The organism is Rhizobium sp. PRIMUS64 (assembly GCF_023006465.1).
GTDB lineage: Bacteria > Pseudomonadota > Alphaproteobacteria > Rhizobiales > Rhizobiaceae > Rhizobium > Rhizobium leguminosarum.
Map to the genome: position 1 here is coordinate 1 of NZ_JALBGX010000360.1, position 346 is coordinate 346.

Consider the following 346-nt stretch of genomic DNA (forward strand, 5'->3'; position numbering starts at 1 on the left):
GGCGACACTGCGCCATTGTGCGCTTGCTGCCTCCGGGGTCTCCTGGGCAAAGGCCGTCGCGATGAAGGCGGATACGACCCGCCTGCCGCTCTTTCCAGCATGCGCGAGCACCTTCCTCATGAAGTGAACCCGCCACCTTTGCCAAGTGGCATTGAGAACCTTGGTGACGGCGGCCTTGAGACCTTCGTGCGCATCGGAGACAACAAGGTTCACACCACGTAATCCTCGACGTGTCAGCCTGCGCAGGAATTCCGTCCAGATCGGTTCGGCCTCCGAGGTGCCAACTTCCATACCCAGGACCTCGCGCCGACCGTCGCTGTTGACGCCCACCGCGATAATGACGGCG

The 346-nt window shown here is 62.4% G+C and carries 1 protein-coding gene; it reads right to left on the bottom strand.

Annotated elements, in window-relative coordinates:
* Positions 1 to 346: transposase (locus tag MOV76_RS39560; protein WP_247266637.1), on the bottom strand; the 346-nt coding region annotated here is incomplete at both ends.